Source organism: Pseudomonas petrae (assembly GCF_021728295.1).
GTDB lineage: Bacteria > Pseudomonadota > Gammaproteobacteria > Pseudomonadales > Pseudomonadaceae > Aquipseudomonas > Aquipseudomonas petrae.
Genome location: NZ_JAKJXE010000004.1, coordinates 301,890 through 324,487 on the forward strand (window position 1 = coordinate 301,890; position 22,598 = coordinate 324,487).

21 protein-coding genes and 1 pseudogene are annotated in these 22,598 nt (G+C 60.6%); 17 read left to right on the top strand and 5 right to left on the bottom strand.

The window, feature by feature from the left end; translation table 11 throughout:
• Positions 1-14: 14 nt before the first annotated feature.
• Entirely contained in the window at positions 15-1,331 is a 1,317-nt protein-coding gene (guaD, locus tag L4G42_RS09040) for a guanine deaminase (RefSeq protein ID WP_237254333.1), read from the top strand.
• Positions 1,332-1,550: 219 nt separating this feature from the next.
• Here the strand turns inward: guaD and L4G42_RS09045 are convergent, their stop codons facing one another.
• Complete coding sequence (locus L4G42_RS09045; RefSeq protein WP_192174191.1) at positions 1,551-2,315, bottom strand: GntR family transcriptional regulator; 765 nt, start codon at positions 2,313-2,315, stop codon at positions 1,551-1,553.
• A gap of 358 nt (positions 2,316-2,673) precedes the next feature.
• Between L4G42_RS09045 and L4G42_RS09050 the strand changes: the two genes are divergently transcribed.
• Both L4G42_RS09050 and L4G42_RS09055 read left to right on the top strand, forming a co-directional pair.
• A complete protein-coding gene (locus tag L4G42_RS09050; RefSeq protein ID WP_237254334.1) occupies positions 2,674-4,020 on the top strand; it encodes an NCS2 family permease in 1,347 nt (448 codons plus the stop codon).
• Positions 4,021-4,130: 110 nt separating this feature from the next.
• Positions 4,131-4,757 (top strand): LysE family translocator, encoded by a 627-nt coding sequence (locus tag L4G42_RS09055; RefSeq protein ID WP_237254335.1) that lies wholly within the window; start codon positions 4,131-4,133, stop codon positions 4,755-4,757.
• A 119-nt stretch (positions 4,758-4,876) separates the two neighbouring features.
• On the opposite strand, the gene uraH is transcribed toward L4G42_RS09055, so the two are convergent.
• Positions 4,877-5,230, bottom strand: a complete 354-nt coding sequence (uraH, locus tag L4G42_RS09060) for a hydroxyisourate hydrolase (RefSeq protein ID WP_237254336.1) — start codon at positions 5,228-5,230, stop codon at positions 4,877-4,879.
• Positions 5,231-5,627: 397 nt separating this feature from the next.
• On the opposite strand from uraH, the gene puuE reads away from it, so the two are divergent.
• The 8 genes from puuE (at position 5,628) to L4G42_RS09100 (ending at position 13,911) form a co-directional block, all read left to right on the top strand.
• On the top strand, positions 5,628-6,554 hold the full coding sequence (gene puuE, locus L4G42_RS09065; protein ID WP_237254337.1) for an allantoinase PuuE: 927 nt from the start codon (positions 5,628-5,630) through the stop codon (positions 6,552-6,554).
• Positions 6,551-7,066 (top strand): 2-oxo-4-hydroxy-4-carboxy-5-ureidoimidazoline decarboxylase, encoded by a 516-nt coding sequence (gene uraD, locus L4G42_RS09070; RefSeq protein WP_237254338.1) that lies wholly within the window; start codon positions 6,551-6,553, stop codon positions 7,064-7,066. The genes puuE and uraD overlap by 4 nt, the downstream gene beginning before the upstream one ends.
• A gap of 41 nt (positions 7,067-7,107) precedes the next feature.
• The gene (alc, locus tag L4G42_RS09075) at positions 7,108-8,103 is read left to right on the top strand and encodes an allantoicase (protein ID WP_237254339.1); all 996 of its coding nucleotides are present in this window, start codon (positions 7,108-7,110) and stop codon (positions 8,101-8,103) included.
• Positions 8,104-8,310: 207 nt separating this feature from the next.
• Positions 8,311-8,814 (top strand): ureidoglycolate lyase, encoded by a 504-nt coding sequence (locus tag L4G42_RS09080; RefSeq protein WP_237254340.1) that lies wholly within the window; start codon positions 8,311-8,313, stop codon positions 8,812-8,814.
• A 47-nt stretch (positions 8,815-8,861) separates the two neighbouring features.
• A complete protein-coding gene (locus L4G42_RS09085; RefSeq protein ID WP_237254341.1) occupies positions 8,862-10,205 on the top strand; it encodes a urate hydroxylase PuuD in 1,344 nt (447 codons plus the stop codon).
• A gap of 234 nt (positions 10,206-10,439) precedes the next feature.
• A complete protein-coding gene (locus tag L4G42_RS09090; protein WP_237254342.1) occupies positions 10,440-11,795 on the top strand; it encodes a nucleobase:cation symporter-2 family protein in 1,356 nt (451 codons plus the stop codon).
• A gap of 358 nt (positions 11,796-12,153) precedes the next feature.
• Entirely contained in the window at positions 12,154-12,942 is a 789-nt protein-coding gene (locus L4G42_RS09095; RefSeq protein ID WP_237254343.1) for an outer membrane protein OmpK, read from the top strand.
• A 210-nt stretch (positions 12,943-13,152) separates the two neighbouring features.
• Positions 13,153-13,911, top strand: coding sequence for a COG4705 family protein (locus tag L4G42_RS09100; RefSeq protein WP_237254344.1), 759 nt, complete (start codon positions 13,153-13,155; stop codon positions 13,909-13,911).
• A 111-nt stretch (positions 13,912-14,022) separates the two neighbouring features.
• On the opposite strand, the gene L4G42_RS09105 is transcribed toward L4G42_RS09100, so the two are convergent.
• Complete coding sequence (locus L4G42_RS09105; protein ID WP_065988731.1) at positions 14,023-14,247, bottom strand: hypothetical protein; 225 nt, start codon at positions 14,245-14,247, stop codon at positions 14,023-14,025.
• 238 nt (positions 14,248-14,485) lie between these two features.
• Here L4G42_RS09105 and L4G42_RS09110 point away from each other — a divergent pair, with 238 nt between their 5' ends.
• The gene (locus L4G42_RS09110) at positions 14,486-15,094 is read left to right on the top strand and encodes a TetR/AcrR family transcriptional regulator (RefSeq protein WP_237254346.1); all 609 of its coding nucleotides are present in this window, start codon (positions 14,486-14,488) and stop codon (positions 15,092-15,094) included.
• 3 nt (positions 15,095-15,097) lie between these two features.
• On the opposite strand, the gene L4G42_RS09115 is transcribed toward L4G42_RS09110, so the two are convergent.
• Positions 15,098-15,475 carry a response regulator gene (locus L4G42_RS09115; RefSeq protein ID WP_237259699.1) on the bottom strand — a complete coding sequence of 126 codons (378 nt, stop codon included), beginning with the start codon at positions 15,473-15,475 and terminating at the stop codon, positions 15,098-15,100.
• A gap of 780 nt (positions 15,476-16,255) precedes the next feature.
• Between L4G42_RS09115 and L4G42_RS26290 the strand changes: the two are divergent.
• The 5 genes and pseudogenes from L4G42_RS26290 to L4G42_RS09135 all read left to right on the top strand — a co-directional run.
• Positions 16,256-16,891, top strand: a pseudogene (locus L4G42_RS26290) (cache domain-containing protein); the annotation flags it as partial.
• A gap of 123 nt (positions 16,892-17,014) precedes the next feature.
• Positions 17,015-17,749 carry a methyl-accepting chemotaxis protein gene (locus tag L4G42_RS26295; RefSeq protein WP_419789360.1) on the top strand — a complete coding sequence of 245 codons (735 nt, stop codon included), beginning with the start codon at positions 17,015-17,017 and terminating at the stop codon, positions 17,747-17,749.
• A gap of 525 nt (positions 17,750-18,274) precedes the next feature.
• Positions 18,275-19,156, top strand: a complete 882-nt coding sequence (locus L4G42_RS09125; RefSeq protein ID WP_237254349.1) for an urea transporter — start codon at positions 18,275-18,277, stop codon at positions 19,154-19,156.
• Positions 19,157-19,201: 45 nt separating this feature from the next.
• Positions 19,202-20,068, top strand: a complete 867-nt coding sequence (locus L4G42_RS09130) for an ion transporter (RefSeq protein ID WP_237254350.1) — start codon at positions 19,202-19,204, stop codon at positions 20,066-20,068.
• A gap of 133 nt (positions 20,069-20,201) precedes the next feature.
• Complete coding sequence (locus tag L4G42_RS09135; protein ID WP_237259700.1) at positions 20,202-21,203, top strand: sulfate ABC transporter substrate-binding protein; 1,002 nt, start codon at positions 20,202-20,204, stop codon at positions 21,201-21,203.
• Between the two features lie 944 nt (positions 21,204-22,147).
• Here the strand turns inward: L4G42_RS09135 and L4G42_RS09140 are convergent.
• Positions 22,148-22,576 (bottom strand): hypothetical protein, encoded by a 429-nt coding sequence (locus L4G42_RS09140; protein ID WP_237254352.1) that lies wholly within the window; start codon positions 22,574-22,576, stop codon positions 22,148-22,150.
• Positions 22,577-22,598: the final 22 nt, after the last annotated feature.

Consider the following 22,598-nt stretch of genomic DNA (forward strand, 5'->3'; position numbering starts at 1 on the left):
AATGATCAACTGACATGACCACCGATATCAGCACCGCCATAAAAGCCTACCGCGCCGCCATCATTCACAGCATTGCCGACCCTGCCGACGTGGCGGTGGAAGCGTCGTATGAGTATTTCGAAGACGGCCTGATGCTGGTCGAAAACGGCAAGATCCTCGCCCTGGGCAACGCCGAAGACCTGCTCGGCACGCTCACTGACGACGTCGAAATCGTCAGCTATCAGGACGCGCTGATCACCGCCGGTTTCATCGACACCCACATCCATTTGCCGCAGACCGGTATGGTCGGCTCCTACGGCGAGCAGTTACTCGACTGGCTGAATACCTACGTGTTTCCCTGCGAGAAGCAGTTCGAAGACCCTGAGCATTCGGCGCAGGTGGCTGACCTCTTTCTCAAGGAATTGCTGCGCAACGGCACCACCACCGCACTGGTGTTCGGCAGTCGTCACAAGGAGTCGGTGGAGGCGCTGTTCAGTGCCGCCGAGAAGCTCAATCTGCGCCTGATCGCCGGCAAGGTGATGATGGACCGCAACGCGCCGGACTATCTGGTTGACACCGCCGAATCCAGCTACGTCGACAGCAAGGCGCTGATCGAGCGCTGGCACGGCAAGGGCCGCCTGCATTACGCCGTCACCCCGCGCTTCGCACCGACCAGCACGCCCGAACAACTGACCCTTGCCGGGCAGTTGCTGACTGAATACCCCGACCTGTACATGCAGACCCACATCAGTGAAAACCTGAAGGAGGTCGAATGGGTCAAGGCCCTGTTCCCGGAGCGCAAGAATTACCTGGACGTGTATGACCATTTCAAGCTGCTCGGCGAGCGCTCGGTGTTCGCCCACGGCGTGCACCTGTGCGACGAAGAGTGTGAGCGCCTGGCGGAAACCGGGTCAGCCATCGCCTTCTGCCCGACGTCCAACTTCTTCCTCGGCAGTGGGCTGTTCAACTTGCCGATGGCCGAAAAACACAAGGTCAACGTGGGCCTGGGCACCGATGTCGGCGGCGGCACCAGCTTCTCCTTACTGCAGACGTTGAACGAGGCGTACAAGGTCATGCAGCTGCAAGGCGCCAAACTGAGCCCGTTCAAATCGCTGTATTTGGCGACGCTGGGCGGCGCACGGGCGCTGCGGCTTGAAGACAAGATCGGCAACCTGCAGCCGGGCAGTGAGGCGGACTTTGTGGTGCTGGATTTCAACGCCACGCCGCTGCTGTCCTATCGCATGAAACAGACGACGAGCATTGAAGAGCAGTTGTTTGTGCTGATGACCCTGGGGGATGACCGGACCGTGAACGAAACGTATTCGGCGGGGGGGTTGGTGCATAAGCGCTGAAAACGATAGGCAGCCGCCTATTAGTTTAGGACTCGCGCTTTCAAACGCCGCACTGTAGGAGCGCGCTTGCCCGCGAAAGCGGTCGGTCAGCAACACATTGGCTGACTGACGAAACGCATTCGCGGGCAAGCGCGCTCCTACAGGTGCTTCGTTCGCCGAAAATGATGTGCGTGACGCCGGTGAGGTGTACGCCGCGAGCTGCAAGGCTTACTGCAGGGCTTACACCGCCGTACTGCGCCCTGCCTTTTTCTTCGGCAGCATCAGGTGCGAGAACACGGCGTGGAGGTCGTCGGAGGCGCTGTCTTCGTCGAGGTTGAGCTTGCTGTCGATGTGATCCATGTGATGCATCATCAGGTTCACCGCCAGGGTTGCGTCGCGGGCTTCGATGGCGTCAATCAGCTGGGTGTGTTCATCGTACGAGCAGTGCGAGCGGTTGCCGCTTTCGTACTGCGCGATGATCAGCGAGGTCTGCGAGACCAGGCTGCGCTGAAAGCTGATCAGCGGAGCGTTCTTCGCCGCTTCCGCCAGCTTCAGATGAAATTCCCCCGACAGACGAATGCCCGCCCCGCGATCCCCTTTGGAAAAACTGTCGCGCTCGTCGCTGACCATCTGGCGCAGCTCGCTGAGCTGTTCCGCCGTGGCGTGCTCGACCGCCAGTTCAGTGATCGCCTTCTCCACCAGACGCCGGGCGAAGAACACCTGTCGTGCCTCTTCGACGCTCGGGCTGGCCACCACCGCGCCACGGTTCGGGCGCAGCAACACCACGCCTTCGTGGGCCAGTCGCGACAGTGCGCGACGAATGATGGTGCGGCTGACGCCGAAGATTTCACCGAGGGCTTCTTCACTCAGCTTGGTGCCGGGCGCCAGACGCTGTTCGAGAATCGCCTCGAAGATGTGCGCGTAGACGATGTCGTCCTGGGTGCCGCTGCGGCCGGACTTGGCCGTGCGTGAGTGTTTCTTGAGAGGTTGCAACTGATCGTTCATGGGCACTCGTGGTAACAGAATCCGGCGCGGGGCCTTGCCGTGATCAGGGCGGGTACGACCACTGTTGGAGCAACCAATAGCAGATATCCCGGCAAAGTCACAGTAAAAGTAATGGCGCATTGTACACAGCCGGCAAAGTCTGCACAGGCCCCGAAATGACAGGGCGTTATGCACACAATCCGACAAATATTCAGCACAGGATCGAAAACATTATTTGCATTATTTGTATACAAAAGCATAATCCCTTCGTGCACGTTTCTGACCTTTCAGTCAACAAATCAGCCTGACAGGTCACCCGCCTCCCGGAGCCGGCAACCGGCTTTGTAATAACAACAAAAAACGTCCCGAGGATTTCACTGTGGAAAGTCGCAAAACCGAAGCCACGCCGCTGGATCTCACGCTGCCACGCAAAGGCCTGCTTGAACGCCTCTTCAAGCTCAGCCTGCACGGCACGACCGTCCGAACCGAGCTGTTGGCAGGGCTCACGACCTTCATCACCATGGCCTACATCATCTTCGTCAACCCCAACATCATGGCTGACGCCGGTATCGATCATGGCGCGGCGTTCGTCGCGACCTGCATCGCCGCCGCGCTGGGTTGCCTGCTGATGGGGCTGTACGCCAACTGGCCGGTGGGCCTGGCGCCGGGGATGGGCCTGAATGCGTTCTTCACCTACACCGTGGTCGGCACCATGGGCTATAGCTGGGAGACGGCGCTGGGTGCGGTGTTCGTCTCGGGCGTGATCTTCATGTTCCTGACGCTGTCGCGGATCCGCGAATGGTTGCTCAACAGCATCCCGGTCAGCCTGCGTTACGCCATGGGCGCGGGGGTCGGTCTGTTTCTCGGGCTGATCGGCCTGAAGACTGCCGGCATCGTGGTCGACAGCCCGGCGACGCTGATCAAGCTCGGCTCGTTGCGCGAGCCCGGTCCGCTGCTCGCCGCCATCTGCTTTCTGATGATTGCCGTGCTCAGTTATCACCGGGTGTTCGGCGCGATCCTCATCAGCATCATCGCGGTGACGCTGGCCGGCTGGGGCCTGGGGCTGGTGCATTACAACGGCATCTTCTCCATGCCGCCGAGCCTGGCGCCGACCTGGATGGCGATGGACCTGGCCGGCGTGTTCAACGTCAGCATGATCAGCGTGGTGCTGGCGTTTCTGTTCGTGCACATGTTCGACACGGCCGGCACGCTCATGGGTGTGGCACAGCGCGCCGGTTTGGTGCGTGAAGACGGCCGCATCGAGAACCTCTCGCGGGCCTTAAAGGCTGACAGTGCGTCCAGCGTGTTCGGCGCAATGGTCGGTGTGCCGCCGGTGACCAGTTACGTGGAAAGCGCCTCGGGCGTGGCGGCCGGGGGTCGGACTGGTCTGACCGCCGTAACGGTGGGCGTGCTGTTCGTGGCGGCAATGTTCTTCGCCCCGCTGGCTGGCATGATTCCCGCTTACGCGACCGCAGGTGCACTGATTTACGTGGCGATGCTGATGATGGGCGGCATGGCGCACATCGACTGGGACGAAGCCACCGACAGCATTCCGGCGATCGTGACGGCGATCATGATGCCGCTGACGTTTTCGGTCGCGGACGGGATTGCGCTGGGGTTCATCACCTATGTGGTGCTCAAGGCCGGCACCGGCCGCCATCGGGAAATCTCCATCAGCCTGTGGGTGCTGTGCGCGATCTTCATCGCCAAGTTCGTGTTTTTGTAACGCTTCCCGGATGCCGCACTGCTGATGGATGGCAGTCGCAGCCCTGCATGACATGAAGCGCCGCGCAGTCAGCGGCGTTTCTGCTTTCAAGTAAACAAGGAGAACACCCCATGACACTGGAAACCTGGCTGCTGTTCAGCGGCGCTGCGCTGGTGGTCATTCTGATTCCAGGGCCGCTGTCACTGCTGATGATCGGCAACAGCCTGAATTACGGCCTGCTGCGTTCCTACCCGGCCTTCCTCGGCGGCGTCTGCGCGTCGATCTGCCTGCTTAGCGCCTCGGCCCTGGGACTGGGCGCCTTGCTGCTCGCGTCCGAGCAATTGTTCAGCGCATTGAAAATCGTCGGCGGTCTGTACCTGTTTTACCTGGCCTGGCAGAGCTGGAAACAGTCGCGCCGGCCCGCCACCGCCACCGAAGTGCCCGAGGCCACCAGCAAACCCGCGTTCGGCTCACTGTTCTGGCGCGCGTTCGTGCTGGGCGGCAGCAACCCGAAAGACATCCTGTTTTTCGCCGCCTTTTTGCCGCAATTTCTCAAGGCGGATGAGCCGTTCTTCGGCCAGTTGATCACCATGATCGTCACTTGGACCGTCCTCGACCTGAGCTGCAAATTGTTCTACGGCCTCAGCGCCCGGGGCGCGGCCCGCTATCTGCGCACCGGCAAGGGCCAGACCTGGTTCAACCGCATCAGCGCCGGTCTGTTCGGCACTGCGGGCACCGTCGCCCTGATCAGCCGCTGACTTAAAGAACAAAAGCCCAAAGCAACATTCAAGGGCAAAAAAAAGCCCGCAGTGTGGGCGGGCAAGAGGAACTGTGGTTGCGTGGAAGGCAGGGGCCAAAGCAGTAAAGCGGGAGCGATCTAGCTGCCGCGATAGGTCGAGTAGCTGTAGGGCGAAATCAGCAGCGGCACGTGGTAGTGGTCTTGCCCGGCGTCGATGCCGAAGCGCAGCACCACTTCATCGAGAAACGCCTGCTTGCCGGATTTCACGCCTTTGCCGTGAAAGTACTCGCCGGCCTGAAACTGCAATTGATAGACGCCAGACTGGTAGTCATCGCCCTGCAACAGCGGGGCGTCGCAGCGGCCGTCGCTATTGGTCACTGCCTCGGCGACTTTCTCCAGCTGGTCGCCATCGACCCGATAAAGTGCGACGCGGATTGAGCTGCCGGGGCAGCCATGTGCAGCGTCCAGCACGTGAGTGGTGAGTCGTCCCATGGCGTGTCGTTGCCTCATTCAGTGAGAAATAAAGAGATGGCCTGCACCCGAAAGGGGCATCAGCGGTAAGACATGAACAGGATTAAGACAGTTTATGCGCGGATTGTACACAATTAAAATCACCTAAATTTCCGTCGCTCCAGTGCTGCGGCCCCACGGCCCGGAAAGCAGCGCAGGCCACAGAGCTAAACCGTGGCGAGCGCTTTATCTGACCACTCGGGCAGGTTTCTTGCACAGTGATCCCATGAGGCTGGGAGTGGCGTGGAATGAAAAAACAGGGTTACAACTTGTAAATAAAGTTGTATACAATCTCACCATCGCAGCGACCGTCACGGCACCTTGATGCATTGCCCTGACGACCACCGCCACAGAACACATGTAGATAAGGAAGATTGCAGTGAGCGCCGACTACCCACGCGACCTGATCGGTTACGGCAGTAACCCGCCCCATCCCCGCTGGCCAGGCAACGCCCGTATCGCGCTGTCGTTCGTGCTCAATTACGAGGAAGGCGGCGAGCGCAACATTCTGCATGGCGACAAGGAATCCGAAGCGTTTCTCTCTGAAATGGTCGCCGCGCAACCGCTGCAGGGCCAGCGCAACATGAGCATGGAATCGCTCTACGAATACGGCAGCCGTGCCGGCGTGTGGCGCGTGCTCAAGCTGTTCAAGCAATTCGACATCCCGATGACGGTTTTCGCCGTTGCCATGGCCGCCCAGCGTCACCCGGACGTGATCCGCGCCATGGTCGACGCCGGCCATGAGATCTGCAGCCACGGCTATCGCTGGATCGACTACCAGAACATGGACGAGGCGCAGGAACGCGAGCACATGCTCGAAGCGATCCGCATCCTCACCGAACTCACCGGTGAACGTCCGCTGGGTTGGTACACCGGGCGCACCGGCCCGAACACCCGGCGGCTGGTGATGGAAGAAGGCGGTTTTCTCTACGACTGCGACACCTACGACGACGACCTGCCCTATTGGGAGCCGAACAACTCCACCGGCAAGCCGCATCTGGTGATCCCGTACACGCTGGACACCAACGACATGCGCTTCACCCAGGTGCAGGGTTTCAACAAGGGCGATGATTTTTTCGATTACCTGAAAGACGCCTTCGACGTGCTTTACGCCGAAGGGGCCGAGGCGCCGAAAATGCTTTCGATCGGCCTGCACTGCCGCTTGATTGGCCGCCCTGCCCGACTGGCCGCGCTGCAGCGTTTTCTTGAGTACGTCAAAGGCCACGAGCACGTCTGGTTCGCCCGCCGTGTGGAAATCGCGCGGCACTGGCATCAGGTACACCCCTTCAATGGAGCCGCCGAATGAGCCGTTTTCAGACCCTGAAGCCCTCTTCCCTCAGCCGCGACGAATTCGTCCAGGCTTTCGCCGACATCTACGAACACTCGCCCTGGGTCGCCGAACAGGCCTATGACCTGGGCCGGTTACATGAGCTCGACGACATCGAGACGCTGCATGCACGCATGAGCGACATCCTGTTGAGTGCCGATCACGCCGCGCAACTGGCGCTGATCAACGCTCACCCGGACCTTGCCGGCAAAGCCGCCGTGCAAGGCCAACTGACCGAAGCCAGTACCTCTGAACAGGCTGGCGCCGGTATCCACCAATGCACGGCCGAAGAGTTTCAGCGCTTCACCGAGCTGAACGACGCCTACAAAGCAACGTTCGCGTTCCCTTTCATCATGGCGGTAAAAGGCAGCAACCGGCATCAGATCCTCGCGGCCTTCGAGACGCGCATTCACAACCCGGCAGACGCCGAGTTCGCCTGCGCCCTCGGCGAGATCAACAAGATCGCGATGTTTCGACTGCAAGCCCTCTGACCGACCTTTCCCACGCCCACTATCAAAGGCAGACAAAAAGAATGAAAGCTTACGCCGCACCCTTCGAGAAGTTCGTCAACCTGGCCGATGCGCGCTTGGGGACGAAGATCCTGTCCGTCACCGATGACTGGTTCGCCGATGCCAACCGTCTGTTCCAGCCGACGCCTGCGGTCTGGAAAGAAGGCGTGTTCGACGACAACGGCAAGTGGATGGACGGCTGGGAGTCGCGCCGCAAGCGCTTCGAAGGTTACGACAGTGCAGTGATCCGCCTGGGCGTCGCCGGTTCGATCAAAGGCGTGGACATCGACACCTCGTTCTTCACCGGCAACTACCCGCCATCGGCCTCGCTGGAAGCGTGCTTCCTGGCGTCGGGCGAGCCGGACGAGCTCACCGTGTGGACCGACGTGCTGCCGGCCGTGGAGCTCAAGGGCGACAGCCACCATTACCACGAGATCGCGGACGCCAAGGCCTACAGCCACTTGCGTTTCAATATCTACCCGGACGGCGGCGTGGCACGTCTGCGGGTGTACGGCGTGCCCCATCGGGACTGGACGTCCGTGGGCGACAACGAGCAGATCGACCTGGCCGCCGCGCTGAATGGGGGTCGTGCGCTGGCCTGCTCGGACGAGCATTTCGGGCGCATGAGCAACATCCTCAACCCGGGCCGTGGCGTGAACATGGGCGACGGCTGGGAAACCGCACGTCGCCGCACCCCTGGCAATGACTGGGTGATCGTGGCGCTGGGGCATGCCGGTGAAGTGGAGCAGATCGTCGTCGACACCCTGCACTTCAAGGGCAACTACCCGGACAGCTGCTCGATTCAGGCAGCGTTCGTCAAAGGCGGCACCGACAGCCAGATCGAAACCCAGAGCCTGTTCTGGCGCGAACTGCTGCCGAGCCAGAAGCTGGAAATGCACGCCGAACACACCTTCGTCGAGCAGATCAAGGCACTGGGGCCGATTACCCATATCCGCCTGAACGTGTTCCCGGATGGCGGCGTGAGCCGGTTGCGCGTGTTGGGCAAGGTCGCGAAATAACGAGGGTGCCGTTACCACACAATGCGGGAACGGACAACACATAAACCTGTAGGAGCGCGCTTGCCCGCGAATGCAATATGCCTGTGACACATTCATCGGCTGACACACCGCATCGCGGGCAAGCGCGCTCCTACAAGGGATTTGCAAGTCTTTAGATCCTGCACGAACCGAATATTCAATTTTTGATTTCGAGAAAGAAGACCCAGCATGCGCACACTGATCATCGAGCCGTTGACCCAGGCAGCCTTCGCCCCGTTCGGCGATGTCATCGAAACCGACGGCAGCGATCATTTCATGATCAATAACGGCTCGACCATGCGCTTTCACCGTCTGGCCGAGGTTGAAACGGCGACGCCCGACGACCAGGCGATCATCAGCATCTTTCGCGCCGAGGCGCTGGACATGCCGTTGACCATCAGCATGCTGGAGCGCCACCCGCTGGGCAGCCAGGCGTTCATTCCGCTGCTCGGCCATCCTTTTCTGGTCGTGGTCGCGCCATTTGGCGATGCACCTGAACCCGAGTTGACCCGCGCCTTCATCACCAATGGCAGGCAGGGTGTTAATTACCATCGCGGCGTCTGGCACCACCCGGTGCTGACGATCGAAAAGCGGGATGACTTCCTGGTGGTTGATCGCAGTGGCAGTGGCAATAACTGCGATGAGCATTTCTTCGAAGAGAGTCAGAAGATGGTTCTCGATCCCCAACTATAAGAAGGGTCTGACCACCCGTTAAGGGGTGGCAGGCAAAGGGTAAGACTGTGGCTGCACATCTGATGGAATGGCTGAATCTGGGCGTGCGCTGGATTCACATGATCGTCGGGATCGCCTGGATCGGCGCGTCCTTTTATTTCGTCTGGCTGGAGAACAACCTCAACCGCGCCAACCCCCGTGACGGTCTGTCGGGCGACCTCTGGGCGATTCACGGCGGCGGTATCTACCACCTGGAAAAGTACAAGCTGGCGCCGCCGACCATGCCGGACGACCTGCACTGGTTCAAATGGGAAGCCTACTGGACCTGGATGTCGGGCATTGCGCTGCTGTGCATCGTGTTCTATTCCAACCCCACCCTTTACCTGCTGGCACCCGGCAGCACGCTGAGCGGCGGCGCAGGCATCGCCATCGGTGTCGGCTCACTGATCGCCAGTTGGACGATCTACGACATCCTGTGCGATTCGCCGCTGGGCAAGCGCCCTGCCCTGCTGGGCCTGGTGCTGTTCGTGCTGATCATCGCTGCCTGCTTCGGCTTCAGCCAGGTGTTCAGCGGGCGGGCGGCTTACCTGCACACGGGTGCGATCATCGGCACGATCATGGTCGGCAACGTGCTGCGCATCATCATGCCGGCCCAGCGCGCGCTGGTCGCCGCCATCGCCGAGCACCGCACGCCGGACCCGTCGCTGCCCGCCAAAGGATTGCTGCGTTCACGGCACAACAACTACTTCACCCTGCCGGTGCTGTTCATCATGATCAGCAACCACTTCCCGAGCACGTACGGCAGTCAGTACAACTGGCTGATTCTGGCCGGGATCGCGGTGTGTGCGGTGCTGGTGCGTCACTACTTCAACACCCGTCACAACAGCCACAAATATGCGTGGGCCCTGCCGGTCGGCGCGCTGGGCATGATGTGCCTGGCCTACGTCACCGGCCCCGCGCAAATGCCGCGCGGCCCGGACGTCGCGGCGAACATCCAGTACCAGCCACTGCCGGGCACCGCCATTGGCGGCCATCGCACCGACGAACAGCCGAAGCCTGAAGTCGCGCCAGTCCCAGCCGCAGCCGCAGCCGCAGCCCCGGCACCTGCAGCAGCGGTTGAAGCCCAACCGGCGCAGGCCAGCACCGGCGGTGTGGATTTCGAGAAGGTCCACAGCGTGATTCAGGAACGCTGCACCGTCTGCCATTCCGCCAAACCGACCAGCCCGCTGTTCAGCAGCGCGCCGGCCGGGATCATGTTCGACACGCCGCAACAGATCCAGCAACTCGCCCCACGCATTCAGGCCCAGGCCGTGACCGCGCAGATCATGCCGCTGGGCAATATCACCCAGATGACCCAACAGGAACGTGACCTGCTGGGGCAATGGATCGATAAAGGGGCACAGACGAACTGATCGGCTGACTGCAGGTTCATGGACGAATGAATCTCCTGTAGGCGCGTGGCTTGTCCCGCGATCTGGCGCGCAGCGGCAGCAAATGGGTTCCCGCGTTTCATCAGATGCACAGGGTTATCCGATTTGCGACCGGTTCCCGGTTGATCGCGGGACAAGCCACGCTCCTACAGAAACAGCGTTCCACCGCCCTGCCACACCGGGCGTACTCAAAAAATAAAAACAATGAGGTGTTGCATGTCCGAGTCAACTCACGCGCGCATTCCTGCCGCGCCGCCACGACAGCCCCTGCCATTGCTGCAACTGATTCTGGTGGGCCTGCAACACGTCCTGTTGATGTACGGCGGTGCCGTTGCGGTGCCGCTGATCATCGGCCAGGCCGCCGGGCTTTCCCGGGAGGAAATCGCCTTTCTGATCAACGCCGACCTGCTCGTCGCCGGCATTGCCACGGTGGTGCAGTCCCTCGGCATCGGTCCGCTGGGGATTCGCATGCCGATCATGATGGGCGCCAGTTTCGCCGCCGTCGGCAGCATGGTGGCGATGGCCGGGATGAGTGGCGTCGGCCTGCCGGGCATCTTCGGCGCGACCATCGCAGCGGGCTTCTTCGGCATGCTGATCGCGCCGTTCATGTCGAAAATCGTGCGCTTCTTTCCGCCGCTGGTGACCGGCACGGTGATCACCTCGATCGGGCTGTCGCTGTTCCCGGTGGCGGTCAACTGGGCGGGCGGCGGCAGCAAGGCGGTGAGTTTCGGCGACCCGGTCTACCTCGGCGTCGCCGCGCTGGTGTTGCTGACCATCCTGCTGATCAACCGCTTCATGCGCGGGTTCTGGGTGAACATCTCCGTGCTGATCGGCATGGGCCTGGGCTACATCCTCTCCGGCTTCATCGGCATGGTCGACCTCAGTGGTCTGGGTCAGGCCGAATGGCTGAAGGTGGTCACGCCCCTGCACTTCGGCATGCCGCAATTCAGCCTCGCGCCGATCCTGTCGATGTGCCTGGTGGTGGTGATCATTTTTGTCGAATCCACGGGGATGTTCCTCGCACTGGGCAAGATCACCGACCGCGAAGTCACGCCGGGCATGTTGCGCCGGGGGCTGCTGTGCGACGCGGCCGCCTCGTTTCTCGCGGGCTTTCTCAACACCTTCACCCATTCCTCGTTTGCGCAGAACATCGGCCTGGTGCAGATGACCGGCGTGCGCTGCCGCTCGGTGACCATCGTCGCGGGCGGGTTTCTCATCGTGCTCAGTTTGCTGCCGAAAGCGGCGTATCTGGTGGCCTCGATTCCGCCTGCGGTACTGGGCGGCGCGGCCATCGCGATGTTCGGCATGGTCGCCGCCACCGGGATCAAGATCCTCCAGGAAGCGGACATCGCCGATCGGCGCAACCAGCTGCTGGTCGCGGTGAGCATCGGCATGGGCCTGATCCCGGTGGTGCGGCCGGAGTTCTTCAGCCAACTGCCACAGTGGATGGGGCCGATCACCCATAGCGGCATCGCCATGGCGACATTGAGCGCGGTGTTGCTGAACCTGCTGTTCAATGTCCTCGGCGGTGCCGACCGCGCGGCGATTGCCGGGCCGCTGCATTCACACTGAGGGGTTGCCCTGTTTTCGACGGGAGTGCTCTGTCACAGAGCACTTGAGCACGGCAGCGCGAGTCAGTATCCTCCGCCGCCGCTCGAATTCAGTCCAATAACAACACTGCCACCAACCTGACTGACCGGACAACTCTCCGATCAGCCCGTGCATCTTCCAAACGGCATCGACATATCGACCAATCGACTGTTTTCTAAACAGCCGGCGGGGCTTTTTCGTCTTTTTTCAAGGTGTTGGCTCAGCTTTTGCTATCCACTCAAAGCTGACCAAACAGACAACTTAGTCAATTAAAACCAAGGCGCCATAACAGAGCGTCAGTTCGCAAAAAACCACGACGTCAATCCAAGGGAGTATTTACATGAACCGCACGCTTTCCAGCCTGATGGCCGCCAGTAGCCTGCTTGCCGCCACGCCGGCCATGTCGGGTGATCTGCTGCAGTGGCAGAGCAACAGCTTGACGTACCTCTACGGCAAGAACTTCGCCGTGAACCCTGAGAACCAGCAGACGTTCACCTACGAACATGCCGATGGCTGGAAATACGGCGATAACTTCGTCTTCCTCGATTACATCAATTACAACGGCAAGAAGGACGGCAGCCTGGGCAACGCCTCGACGTACGGCGAGATTTCCCCGCGCCTGTCGATGGGCAAGATCTTCGATCAGAAATTTCAGCTGGGGCCCATCACTGACGTGTTGTTGGCGACGACTTACGAGTTTGGCGAAGGGGATGTCGAGTCCTACCTGATCGGCCCGGGTTTTGACTTGAAGGTGCCTGGCTTTGATTACTTCCAGCTGAACTTCTACAAGCGTTACAACGACGGCCACCGCGCAGGCTACGGCGCCTGGCAGATTACCCCGGTGTGGTCCTACACGATTCCGGTAGGCAAGTCCGACATTCTCATCGACGGTTTCATGGACTGGGTCGTGGACAACAAACAGTCCAACAGCAAAGGCGACTACCACTCCAACCTGCACTTCAACCCGCAGATCAAATACGACCTGGGCAAGGCGCTTAATCTTCCGGACCGACAGCTGTATGTGGGCGTCGAGTACGACTACTGGAGCAACAAGTACGGCATCAACGACACGCGCTCTTTCGACACCGACCAGAACACGGCGAGCTTACTGGTGAAAGTGTTCTTCTGATCGCTTCGGGACGCTGCTGGCAAGCGCCTTCGCGGGCCGTTGCCATCAGGCGTCCACTGCAAAATGTCCGGGGCATTGCGCTCCGGGCAATTAATGCGCTTTTCATTTTCATACGACCGATTTTTAACTTCCGCTCCGGGATGATAGGCACCGTCGGCCACAGTCAGGCAGACACTCGAACCTCCCTGTCTGAACCACCCGGTAATCACAATGAACAAACTTCCGCAGATTACGCTCGCGTTCTGGGTCATGAAAATCTGTGCCACCACGTTAGGCGAAACAGCAGGCGACTTGCTGTCGATGACCCTCGACGTTGGCTATCTGATCAGCTCCCTTATCTTGATCAGCGTGTTTGTCGTCACGCTGATCACGCAACTGGCCTCCAAACGCTATAATCCGGCGCTGTACTGGTTGGTGATTCTTTCCACCAGCACCGCGGGCACCACCATGTCCGACTTCATGGACCGCACACTTGGCCTCGGTTATGCGGCGGGTTCGGCCATTCTGGTGGCGATCCTGCTGGCGATCTTCTCGGCCTGGTACTGGAGCGAAAGGTCATTGTCAGTAAGCCGCGTCACGACCCTGAAAGCCGAGCTGTTCTATTGGTTCGCCATCCTGTTCTCGAACACCCTGGGCACTGCGCTGGGCGACTTCCTGGCGGACGACTCTGGGCTGGGCTTCATGGGCGGGGCATTGCTGATCGGCTCGGCGATTGCCGTAATCGTGGTGCTTCACTACACCACCCGGTTGTCTTCGGTGGCGTTGTTCTGGATCGCCTTCGTGCTGACTCGCCCGTTCGGGGCGACATTGGGCGATGTGCTGACCAAACCCCATGAAAAAGGCGGGCTGGACTTCGGCACCGTGGGTTCGTCGATGGTTCTGCTGGGCATTCTGGTGCTGCTGGTAGGCGCCGCCATGTATTACAACCGCAAGCCCGCGCCGGCCTTTGCGGCGATCAGCGACAATTAAGCGCAGACGACTGATTGACATGGCGCGCGTTTGCCCGGGACCAAAGAACGTCAACGACCCACCCAGGCTGACGTTCAACGGTCACAGGCAAACGCGGCCAGGGTCACCCGCTCAGGAGTGCCCTTCCCACGGCAGCGGCTTGCCCGCTCGCACCCTCGCGTTGAGCGAGCGCAAAAGGTCGAGGGGATCACGGTCCTTCATCGCATGACTCTGCTCGTCGACCCAGGTCATGACCTGCTGCCGGTCGAGCGTCGGTCGGCGGTGCAGGATTTCCACCAACTGCCGCTCGCAATGCTGGGCATACGCAACGACGCTGGAAAACAATGGGCTATTCATGCTGCCAACACCTCGCCACCGAATACGCGTTCAGCCTTGATAAGGCGCCAGTTCTGATAGTGCTGCTTTGGTAATGCTCCCGGTACAACCCGCCACACAATACCACTGGCGCGCGGTCGCGACAGCGGCAAGCCGGTGCGGGAAAGGGATGTCGTTGCGTGGCAGTGGCAATGTTGAGCCTGCCGCGAGGCCGGTGCTAACATTCGCCACCGCCGAGCAGGCAAGGACATACCGGTTTATGAGCAGCATCCGCGAGCGCAACAAAGAACTGATCCTGCGCGCAGCCAGTGAAGAATTTGCCGATAAGGGATTCGCCGCCAGCAAGACCAGCGACATCGCCGCCAAGGCTGGTGTGCCTAAGCCCAACGTCTATTACTACTTCAAATCGAAGGACAACCTGTACCGCGAGGTGCTCGAAAGCATCATCGAGCCGATCATGCAGGCATCGACGCCATTCAATCGCGAGGGTGTGCCGGCTGAAGTGTTGACGAGTTACATCCGCTCCAAGATCCGCATCTCCCGCGACCTGCCCTTCGCCTCAAAGGTGTTCGCCAGCGAGATCATGCACGGCGCGCCGCATCTGACGCCCGAGCAGGTTAGGCAGTTGAATGGGCAGGCCAGGCACAACATCGAGTGCATTCAGGGCTGGATTGATGATGGCCTGATCGCGCCGATCGACCCCCATCACCTGATGTTCAGCATCTGGGCCGCGACCCAGACCTACGCCGATTTCGACTGGCAGATTTCCACTGTGACCGGTAAAGCGAACCTGGACGACGCTGATTACGAAGCGGCCGCCAAGACCATTATCCGGTTGGTGCTCAAAGGATGTGAGCCGGACCGCTGAGGGTCACAGGCTTTCGTCTTTGTCATAGCCCAAGGCCCTGTTCACGCCCTGTAAAAGCTGACCGAAGCTCCAGGGTTTGCGAATGAACACGACCGGATGCGCGACGCCAGAGCTCTCAGGTGTCTCGTGACCTGACATGATCAGAATCGGGATGTGCGGATACTTGTTGCGCGACAGGTTCGCAAGGTCGGCACCGTTCAAGGTGCCCGGCATGAGGATGTCGGTCAAAAGGAGCGCCACGTCGGCCGAGCTGCTCTCGAGGTAAGTCGCCGCCTCGTCTGCCGTCTCCAGCGCATGGGTGGTAAAGCCTTCATCCTCGAGGATCTCGCACACGAACTCGCGAATGATTTCCTCGTCCTCAACCACCAGAATGAGTCCCATGTTTGGTACGTCTGCTGCCATTTGCGCCACATCCACAATAATTATTTCCCATGCCTGCCCGGCCGGCCCTGTCCTGGACTCGGGTGTAGTCCGTACTGTGAGCGGCGCAAGCGCCGGAAATTCCATTGGGAAACAACATTTGGTCGAAACGTCGTACAGATTCGGGAAATAAATGCATGCGAAAGGTCCTTCACTAAATCGCAAGCAATAAAAAACCCGCCGAAGCGGGTTTGTGCAACACCGTCCAACTTCCTGTTGGCCGCCAATGCCTGGCAACGGTCGATCATCCTTGATCCTGCAGCGGTCCGTTGCTGCAGTTGATGGATCCAATGTATCGCGATGATGTGTTTCAACCTAGAGCCAAGTTCCTCAGCTTGTGTAAGCCTTTCGCTATATCTGTATCGAGTCTGACGCCATGCGAAGGCATTTCTTACAGCTAATTCGGCTCATGTGCCTGCAATTGCAGATAAATCCCTGCGCCACTCTCAGGTTTATCACCGGTAAGCCGAGACGCTTAATGACACAGCGTCATCTCTCTGTCCTTTGACGGTCCCCGATCCGCTGTCCCACAACCGGTTTGCCCGGCGCGCTGCCCCAAGACGCCTGCCCCAATAAAAAGAACACACAAACGGAGTGACGATCATGAATATGCGCAATCTTTCAATCAGCCGGCGCTTGTGGCTGATTCTCATCGTCGCCGTGGTGATGCTGTTTACGCTGGCGGCGGCGATGCTCAAGCAGATCAACGACGATCTGTACGAAGCCAAAACCATCAAGACCATGCACGTGGTGCAGACCGCCAGCGGCCTGCTCGATTACTACCATGGCCTGGAAACCGCAGGGACCCTGACCCGCGAGCAGGCGCAGCAGCAGGCGATGGATGCCATTCGCGGGCTGCGCTATAACCAGACCGACTACTTCTGGATCAACGACCTGCGCCCGGTGATGATCATGCACCCGGCCAATCCCAAGCTGGTGGGTCAGGACCTTTCCGCCATCAAAGACCCGGACGGCTTTCAGGTCTTCAATGAGATGGTCACGCTGGCCAAGGCCAAAGGCGCCGGCATGGTCAACTACCGCTGGCCCAAGCCCGGCGCCAGTGAGGCGGTCGGCAAGACCTCGTACATCTCGCTGTTCGCGCCGTGGGGCTGGATCATCGGCTCCGGCGTTTACATCGATGACGTGCAGGCCGAGTTCTACAAGCAGGTGGTCAAGGCGCTGTCGATCAGTGCCGGCATCATTCTGGTCATGACGCTGTTGTTGATTCTGATCGCGCGCAGCATCGCCGGCCCGCTCAAGGCCACCGTCGAGGCGATGGCCAATATCGCCAGCGGCGAAAGCGACCTGACCCGGACCCTGGAAACCCAAGGCAACGACGAAGTCACGCAGCTGGCCCGGCACTTCAATGCGTTCACCGCCAAGCTGCGGCGGGTGGTCAGCGAGCTGCAGTCGTCGGCCGTCGGCCTCGGTCAGGCGTCGAGTGAGCTGGGCAGTAACGCGGTTCAGGCCCAGGAGCGCAGTCAGCAGCAGTCGCTGCAGATGGAGCAGGTCGCGACGGCGGTCAATGAGGTGACGTATGGCGTACAGGACGTGGCGAAGAACGCCGAGCACGCCGCCAGCGAGATGCGCAACGCCGAATCCCAGGCGCAGCAGGGTCAGGCCAATATCGACAGCAGCCTGAAGCAGATCGGGCACCTGTCCGGGACTATCGATCAGGCCGTCGACGTGATTCGCACCCTGGCCAGTGAAAGCACGCAGATCGGCGGGGTGCTGGAGGTGATCAGTTCGATTGCCGAGCAGACCAACCTGCTGGCGCTGAACGCCGCCATCGAAGCCGCCCGCGCCGGAGATCAGGGCCGTGGCTTCGCCGTGGTCGCAGACGAAGTACGCCTGCTGGCCCAGCGCACGCAGAAATCCACGGCGGAAATCCAAGCGATGATCGAGCGCCTGCAAGCCCATTCGGACGCTGCGGTAAAAGTGATCGCCGACAGCAGTCGTTCATCGCAACTGACCATCGAACAGGCCAACCTGGCGGGCAAGAGTCTGACCTCGATCAGCCAGGCACTGCGCAACCTCAACGGCCTCAACGCCTCCATCGCCAGCGCCACCCTTGAGCAATCCCACGTGGTGGAAGACATCAACCAGAACGTCACCCAGGCCGCGCAGTTGTCCCAGAGCACGGCGGTCGCGGCAGAACAGTCCAGCGCGGCGAGCCATCAGCTCAAGGGGTTAAGTGAACAGCTGAACGGGTTGTTGCGGCAGTTTCGGGTGTAACAACCAGATTGAGCCCCATAAGATTTGCGGTGTAACGCCCGACGCTTTCCCGGCTAAAGCCGGTCCTACAGGGATACGCGGTGTTCTCAGTGGGACCGGCTTTAGCCGGGAAGAGCCCAGCCTGGGCGCCGTCAATTTTGCGGTGTGACGCCTGACGTCTTCCCGGCTGAAGCCGGTCCCACAGGGGAATGTGGTGTTTTCGTAGGACCGGCTTTAGCCGGGAAGAGGCCAGCTTGGGCACCCTCAATTTTGCGGTGTGACGCCTGACGTCTTCCCGGCTGAAGCCGGTCCCAAAGGGGAATGCGGTGTTTTCGTAGGACCGGCTTTAGCCGGGAAGAGCCCAGCTTGGGCGCCATCAATTTTGCGGTATGACGGCTGACGTCTTCCCGGCTAAAGCCGGTCCCACAAAGCTACGCGGTATGTCAGCGGGACTGGCGATAAGCGAAGGTGGCGCGCTTACAACCTTGCTGAACTCCGCACGTCAAGCCATTATGTATACAATAAATACAACTATTGAATACATATATGTCAACCATTCTCTCTACCCCTTCGCCCAACTGCCCCGACTGGGCTGAAGTCCTGCTCAACGGGTTCAGCCAGGTGCTCCTGCAACGCAGCCCCCTCTGCGGGGTTTTTTGTCTGTTGGCGATTCTGATCAGCGCGCCCTCCTCCCTGGGCGCAGCGCTATTGGGCGCTGTCGCCGGTTTGCTCACGGCGCAACGACGGGGCTATCCGAAAGTCAGGCGCCAGTCCGGGCTCTATAGCTACAACGGCATTCTGCTGGGGCTGTTGATCAGCTATCACGTTGAATGGTCGCCACTGGTGCCGCTGATGACCATTGCCTGCGGCGGACTCAGCGCAATGCTCATGCACGCCTGGCTCGAACGCACGCCCCGGGCGTCCTGCCTGAACGCCTACACCGCGCCCTTCGTGCTGTTTGGCTGGCTGTTGTTGATGTTTGTCGAACCGACGCAAGCGGCTATCGCAGACCCGAACCCGATCCACGCGTTGCCGCTGGGTTTTGGTCAGGTCTTTCTGCTCGATCATCCGCTGGCCGGGGTGATGATCGGCGTCGGCCTGTTGATCGCCAACCGTCGCGCCGCGCTGTGGGCATTTGTCGGCTGCATCAGCGGAGTGGCGTTCGCGCTATGGCAGTCGCAGCCTGACCTGGCGCTGCCAGGCCTGTGCGGCTACAACCCGGCGCTGGCCGGGCTGGCGTTCAGTCAGGCGCGGCACAAACCCTGGCTACCGGCGAGCGCCATTGCGCTGTCGATTCTGTTGCAGCCGGGGTTTGCAGCCATGGGGCTGGCGACGCTCACCGCGCCGTTCATTCTGGCCTGCTGGCTGGTGCAAGCCAGCGCTCGGCTGCTGCGTCAGGCGATCAGCGATGACAGGTTGCGCTCCTGAGCGCTTTGTCCCACGCTCTGCCGACCTTGCACGCGGAACGACTCCATGGACAGCAGCATCAGCTGGCGCGAACAGCTACGCATCATCGTTTTTCAGAGTGACACCCCACCCGGCCGGCGCTTCGACAAGATCCTGCTGGTGCTCATCCTCTTCAGCCTGCTCGTGGCGATCATCGACAGCATCGAGGCCGTGCACCGCAGTTACGCCGCACCGCTGGCCTGGATCGAGTGGACTTTGACGTTCATTTTCGCGGTCGAGTACCTGGTGCGCCTGTACTGCTCGCCCAAACCCCTGAAGTACGCGTTCAGCTTCTACGGCCTGATCGACCTGCTGGCCATCGTGCCGGGCATTCTGGCGATCTATTACAGCGACGCGCAGTACCTGCTGATCGTACGTGTGGTGCGGATGCTGCGGATCTTTCGCGTGCTCAAGCTCAGCCCTTACCTGAAACAGGCCAATTACCTGCTTGCCGCCCTGCGTGGCAGCAAGCAGAAGATCATCGTGTTTCTGGCCACTGTTTCGACGCTGGTGACGGTGTTCGGCACGCTGATGTACGTCGTCGAGGGACCAGAGCACGGCTTCACCAGCATTCCCAAAGGCATCTACTGGGCGATCGTCACGCTGACCACGGTGGGCTTTGGCGACATCGTGCCGAAGACGCCGATCGGGCAGATCCTGTCGTCGCTGGTGATGATCACCGGTTACTCGATCATCGCCGTGCCGACCGGGATTTTCACCGCCGAACTGGCCAATGCCATGCGCGGCGATCAGCTGCAGCACGACTGCCCGGTCTGCGCCAAGAACGCCCATGAACCCAATGCGGCGTTCTGTTCGCGCTGCGGCAATGCGCTGTTTGCCCGCAGCGGATCAAGGGACGCTCCTCACCCCGCTCAACCCGACATAAGCACATGAGTTTTTGATCTATTGGGCCGCTGGCGACTTTGGTTATAGTCGCCAGCCATTGGCCATCTTGTCTGATATAACTGCGGCTCTTTCAAGAGCGAAACACTAAACGCCTCATGCTCAACGCCACAAGGAATCCACAGTGAAAAAGATCTTCGCCGCTTCTCTGCTCGCCGCAGGAATGGCGCTGGGCAGCGCTGCACAGGCCGTCGCGCCAGCGCTGCTCAACGTTTCGTATGACGTGATGCGCGACTTCTACAAGGACTACAACGCCGCCTTCCAGAAGCATTGGGAAGCCGAGCACCAGGAAAAGCCGGCGATTCAGATGTCTTTCGGCGGATCGAGCAAACAGGCGCGTTCGGTGATCGATGGCCTGCCCGCCGATGTCATCACGATGAACATGGCCACCGACATCAACGCGCTGGCTGACAACGGCGAACTGGTGCCGAAGGACTGGGTCACCCGCCTGCCGAACAACAGCGCGCCGTTCACCTCGGCCACGGTGTTCATCGTACGCAAGGGCAACCCGAAAGCGCTGAAGGACTGGCCGGACCTGGTCAAGGATGGCGTCGAAGTGGTGGTGCCGAACCCGAAGACCTCTGGCAACGGCCGCTACACCTACCTCTCGGCCTGGGGTTACACCCTGAAGAACGGCGGCGATGAAGCGGCGGCGAGGAAGTTCGTCGGCGAGCTGTTCAGCCATGTGCCCGTGCTCGACACCGGCGGCCGTGGCGCGACCACCACGTTCATGACCAACCACATTGGCGACGTGCTGGTGACCTTCGAAAACGAAGCGGAAATGATCGCCCGCGAGTTTGGTCGTGACCAGTTCGAAGTGGTTTACCCGAGCGTCTCTGCGGAAGCTGAGCCGCCGGTGAGCGTGGTCGACAAAGTGGTCGACAAGAAAGGCACCCGCGCGGTGGCCGAGGATTACCTGAAATACCTGTGGTCCCCTGAAGGACAGGAAATTGCTGCCGCCAACTACCTGCGCCCAAGGGATCCGGCAGTGCTGGCCAAATACACCGACCGCTTCCCGAAAGTGGACTTCCTGTCAGTGGAAAAAACCTTCGGCGACTGGCGCACCGTGCAGAAAACCCACTTCAATGACGGTGGGGTGTTTGACCAGATCTACCCGGCGAAATAGAGCCCTCGGCTTAGTACGCCAGGATCAAGAGCGTCTGCCTAACGGCAGACTGTTTCGCCTTCGGCGACTTACTTTTGAAAAGCACCAAAAGTAAGCAAAAGTGCCTGCTCCTGGTTGGGCCCCTCGTCCCTCGGGGTTCCTTCACTCCGGTCTTGCTCCGTGGGCCCGCGCCGAACGGACATCCATGTCCTGACGGCGCTCTCGCGGCATCCATGCCGCTCGACCCACTCCACGAGACCTGCATTCAGCCTGCACCCAAGTCGCGATAGGTGTCGTCTGGACGTCATGTGTTTGAAGATCAAGATCAAGATCTAGAGCAGATCAACCGCTTCCCGGCTGAAGCCGGTCCTACAGGTGCGCGGTGTTTCAGTGATCTTTGATCATTCCCACGCTCCGCGTGGGAATGCATACCGGGACGCTCCGTGTCACCTGCCCAAGCCTTGATGCGCGTCGTATGCGGGACGCGGAGCGTCCGGGGCGGCGTTACCACGCGGAGCGTGGGAACGATCAGAAATTGATGCTGAGCAAACCGGCCTCTTCCCGGCTGAAGCCGGTCCCACTAACAGACCGCGCGCGCCCGTAGGACCGGCTTCAGCCGGGAAGCTCTTGATCTGCTTTTGATCTTCATACGCAAAAGGCTCAAACACCGCCAAACGCGACTTGGGTGCAGGCCGAACGTAGACGACGCGGAGTGGGCCGAGCCGCATGGATGCGGCGAGAGCGCCGTCAGGACATGGATGTCCGTTCGGCGCGGGCCCACGGAGCGTCGTCGAAGTGAGGGAACCCGACGAAGTCGGGCCCAACCGAGAGCAAGCACCCTTGGTTACTTGGGGTGCTTTTCCAAGTAACTCGCCGAAGGCGAAACAGTCTGCCCCCAGGCAGACGCCCTTGATCTTGATCTTGATCTTGATCTTGATCCTGGCGTACTAGGCCCCCCGCCTAATTCAATTCCCGAACTGCTTGCTCAACCCCGGCGGTACGCCGCTGGCATCGGTCTCTTGCCACGGGCCGCTTGGCGAAGTCGACCAGGTCCAGCCGTTGTTCCAGCGGTAATAGGTGCGCTGGCGGTAGAACGTGTTCGGCACGTTATCCAGCACATGCACACCCAGGCGCGCATCCCAGTGACTGTTGCCACCCGGCGGCGGGGCGAAGTGCGAGGAGGTTTTCGGGCCGGGCGCCGGGATCGGCATGGACGGCGGCGTCTGCGGCGCCGTGCGCGGGGTGCCGGGCTGCGGCGTCGGCGACGGGCCGGGGATGGACGGGATCGGTTCGGAACTCTGTTCGGAGCTATGGGACCCCGGATGCTGCACCGCACAGGCTGCGGTCAATCCCACCACCAGACTCAACAAGGCAAAACGGGCGACGCGATACATAAGGGCTCTCTACTCGCTGCGT